Source organism: Pseudomonas sp. NPDC089554 (assembly GCF_050280645.1).
Classification (GTDB): Bacteria; Pseudomonadota; Gammaproteobacteria; order Pseudomonadales; family Pseudomonadaceae; genus Aquipseudomonas.
Map to the genome: position 1 here is coordinate 1 of NZ_JBNNVR010000172.1, position 3,211 is coordinate 3,211.

Genomic DNA, 3,211 nt, shown 5'->3' on the forward strand with positions numbered 1-3,211 from the left:
GTGTGGGGTTTCCCCATGTGAGAGTAGGTCATCGTCAAGATTCATTTCGCAAAACCCCTATCTGCGCGAGCAGGTAGGGGTTTTGTCTTTTCCGGTCCGTGGCGTTTGGCGTGCCCACCTTCCGATGAGCACGACCACTCGATTGCTCGGTACTGGCCGCCGACTGCCCTTTTCCTATGCAATCCTTCGGCCCATGGCTATCATGCCAGCCTTATTCCAAGTCGAGACTGGCATGCTGAAGTTGTTGAATCTCCTCAAGGATGGTCGGTTCCATTCCGGGCAAGCCTTGGGGGAAGCCCTTGGGGTGAGTCGCAGTGCCGTATGGAAGCAGCTGCAGCACCTGGAAAGCGAGCTCAACCTTGTTATCCACAAGGTGCGTGGTCGTGGATATCAACTTTCCACTCCGCTGATATTGCTCGAGCCTCGATCCATTGCCGAATTCTCCCAGGCTGAACAATGGCCACTCTTTATTCACGAGTCGATTGACTCGACCAATGCCGACGCCCTGCGCCGTATTGCCGAAGGGCAGGGCGCGCCATTCCTTGTGTTGGCTGAGCGCCAGAGTGCTGGTCGCGGCCGACGCGGGCGTCAATGGGTAAGCCCATTTGCCGAGAACCTCTACTACAGCCTGGTTCTGCGAGTGGAAGGTGGTATGCGCCAGCTTGAAGGCTTGAGCTTGGTGGTTGGGCTTGCTGTGATGCGCACGCTTCAAGCCTTTGGTGTTGCTGGTGTCGGGTTGAAGTGGCCAAACGACTTGTTGGTTGGTGAGCGCAAGATCGCCGGCATCCTCCTGGAGTTGGTGGGGGATCCCGCTGATGTCTGCCACGTCGTGCTGGGTATTGGCATCAATGTGAACATGAAGTCCAACGATCAGGTCGACCAACAGTGGACTTCGATGAGGCTTGAGGTGGGGGCACCGATTGATCGGAATCGGCTGGTGTCGCTACTCAACCAGCAGCTCCAGCATGAGTTGGCTCGACACCGGCGATACGGTTTTGCTGCATTCCAGGAAGAGTGGGAGCAGGCTCATCTGTGGCAGGCGCGCAAGGTATCGCTTGTTGCGGGAAGCGCTCGCATTGACGGTACTGTGCTGGGGGTCGATGGGCAGGGAGGCTTGCGGCTGGAGGTTGATGGCGTGGAGAAGAGCTTCAGTGGTGGTGAGCTCAGTCTGAGGTTGCGTGATGATTCTTGAGCTCGATTGCGGTAACAGCTTTATCAAGTGGAGAGTGATTCACGCTGCCGATGCGACCATTGTCGGTGGTGGTTTCGTCGACTCCGATCAGGCCCTGTTGGTACAGGTTGCGGCGCTGCACGCTGCGCGCCTTAGTGGTGCGCGCATGGTAAGCGTGCGCAGTGAGGAAGAGACAGAGTCCCTGTGCTCGTTGCTCAAGGATGCATTTGGCGTCGAGGTTCGCGTTGCTCGTCCGGTCACGGAAATGGCGGGCGTGCGCAATGGCTACGAAGATCATCAGCGGCTGGGCATGGATCGCTGGCTGGCAGCCCTTGGCGCCTTCCATCTGGCAAAGGGTGCATGCCTGGTCATGGATTTTGGAACGGCAGCCAAGGCGGATTTCGTTGCGCCAGACGGTCAGCATCTGGGGGGGTATATCTGCCCAGGTATGCCCTTGATGCGTAGCCAATTACGTACCCACACTCGACGTATCCGTTATGACGATGCTTCTGCCGAGCGTGCGCTGAGCAGCTTGGCGCCTGGGCGCTCCACGGTCGAGGCTGTGGAGCGTGGATGTGTACTGATGCTGCAGGGGTTCGCGCGTACCCAGATCGAGCAGGCGCGGGCTCTCTGGGGTGATGATTTCCGCGTGTTTCTCACGGGCGGAGACGCGCCATTGGTGCAAGTGGCTGCGCCGACTGCGCGTATTGTACCTGATCTGGTGTTTGTCGGCCTGGCTATGGCCTGCCCATTGAGTTGAGGTGCCTATGCGTTGGTTGTTTCTGCTACTGGTGGTGCTCAATGTCGTGTACTACATCTGGCATCAGCAAGAGGCTCCACTGAAGGTCAAGGAGGTCGCTCCGCTCTCTCTTTATAAGGGCAACCAGCAGGAGATCCGCTTGCTGCGCGAGACCGGTGCCGGGGCGCCTGCCAGGCGTAGGGATGAGTGCCTGGTCGTTGGTGGCCTGGTTTCTCAGGATCAGCTTGATGCCCTGCGTCAGCGTCTACTAAGTCTGGATATCACCACTCAGCCCCTGGCTGGTCAGTTGCCGGGGGCTGAGGGTATCTGGCTGAAGGTTTCTGCTGAAAGCGAGCGTCTGTTGGATGCGTCGGTGCTGGCTACTCTTTCCAAGGATTTCAAAGACTTAAAACATAAAATTATTTTATGCGAGGGTATTGCAACTGCTGAATAGCTTGATAGAATGGCGCCCGCTTCACAGGGAACACCACTTGGGTGTGGCGCTGTAAAGCGCTGCCGAAGTAGCTAACCTCAAGATTTAATTGAGAAAAAGCTTGACAGTATAGTGGGAAGGGCAGAGAATGCGCCCCACGAAGCAGGAGGGATTCCCGAGCGGCCAAAGGGGACGGACTGTAAATCCGTTGCGAGAGCTTCGAAGGTTCGAATCCTTCTCCCTCCACCAGTTTTAGCGAGAGCCGCAAGCTCCGCGGGTATAGTTTAGTGGTAGAACCTCAGCCTTCCAAGCTGATGATGCGGGTTCGATTCCCGCTACCCGCTCCAAGTTTGCTGTTGTGCGCAAAGTGTTTCGCTCTTGTAGCTCAGTTGGTAGAGCACACCCTTGGTAAGGGTGAGGTCAGCGGTTCAAGTCCGCTCAAGAGCTCCATACAGACAAGGCAGATATGAAAATATCTGCCTTTGTTTTATCAGCGTAGTGACTATTTCTTCTGCGGAGGACTGTATCGATGGCTAAGGAAAAGTTTGATCGTTCCCTTCCCCACGTTAACGTCGGCACCATCGGCCACGTTGACCACGGTAAGACCACTCTGACCGCAGCTCTGACTCGCGTTTGCTCCGAAGTTTTCGGTTCGGCAATCGTTGAGTTCGACAAGATCGACTCGGCTCCGGAAGAGAAAGCGCGCGGTATCACCATCAACACCGCTCACGTTGAGTACAACTCGACCATTCGTCACTACGCTCACGTTGACTGCCCAGGTCACTCGAGCAGGTAGGAGTTGGGTTGGTCGGCAAGCTTCAGGTAGATCGACAGCGGCGTGTCGAAGTCGGCCAGGGTTTCACAGGCC

The 3,211-nt window shown here is 56.6% G+C and carries 3 protein-coding genes, 3 tRNA genes and 2 pseudogenes; 7 read left to right on the plus strand and 1 reads right to left on the minus strand.

The features are described from left to right. Positions 1-232 precede the first annotated feature (232 nt). The 7 genes and pseudogenes from birA to ACQKPE_RS26075 form a co-directional block, all read left to right on the plus strand. Positions 233-1,192, plus strand: coding sequence for a bifunctional biotin--[acetyl-CoA-carboxylase] ligase/biotin operon repressor BirA (gene birA / locus ACQKPE_RS26045; RefSeq protein ID WP_427669578.1), 960 nt, complete (start codon positions 233-235; stop codon positions 1,190-1,192). After that, entirely contained in the window at positions 1,182-1,931 is a 750-nt protein-coding gene (locus ACQKPE_RS26050) for a pantothenate kinase (RefSeq protein WP_427669580.1), read from the plus strand. The genes birA and ACQKPE_RS26050 overlap by 11 nt, the downstream gene beginning before the upstream one ends. A 7-nt stretch (positions 1,932-1,938) precedes the next feature. Then, on the plus strand, positions 1,939-2,364 hold the full coding sequence (locus tag ACQKPE_RS26055; protein WP_427669581.1) for a hypothetical protein: 426 nt from the start codon (positions 1,939-1,941) through the stop codon (positions 2,362-2,364). A gap of 144 nt (positions 2,365-2,508) precedes the next feature. Next, positions 2,509-2,592: transfer RNA gene (locus tag ACQKPE_RS26060), tRNA-Tyr, on the plus strand. A 24-nt stretch (positions 2,593-2,616) separates the two neighbouring features. Beyond that, positions 2,617-2,690 (plus strand) — tRNA-Gly (locus tag ACQKPE_RS26065). 27 nt (positions 2,691-2,717) lie between these two features. Next, positions 2,718-2,793 (plus strand) — tRNA-Thr (locus ACQKPE_RS26070). 79 nt (positions 2,794-2,872) lie between these two features. Then, positions 2,873-3,130, plus strand: a pseudogene (locus ACQKPE_RS26075) (GTP-binding protein); the annotation flags it as partial. On the opposite strand, the pseudogene ACQKPE_RS26080 reads toward ACQKPE_RS26075, so the two are convergent. After that, a pseudogene (locus ACQKPE_RS26080) lies at positions 3,127-3,211 on the minus strand (hypothetical protein); the annotation flags it as partial. The pseudogenes ACQKPE_RS26075 and ACQKPE_RS26080 sit on opposite strands and share 4 nt — an antisense overlap.

Bases quoted from the DNA above. Each gene is read 5' to 3' on its own strand.
- birA (WP_427669578.1), top strand. From the start codon at position 233: ATGCTGAAGTTGTTGAATCTCCTCAAGGATGGTCGGTTCCATTCCGGG.
- ACQKPE_RS26050 (WP_427669580.1), top strand. From the start codon at position 1,182: ATGATTCTTGAGCTCGATTGCGGTAACAGCTTTATCAAGTGGAGAGTG.
- ACQKPE_RS26055 (WP_427669581.1), top strand. From the start codon at position 1,939: ATGCGTTGGTTGTTTCTGCTACTGGTGGTGCTCAATGTCGTGTACTAC.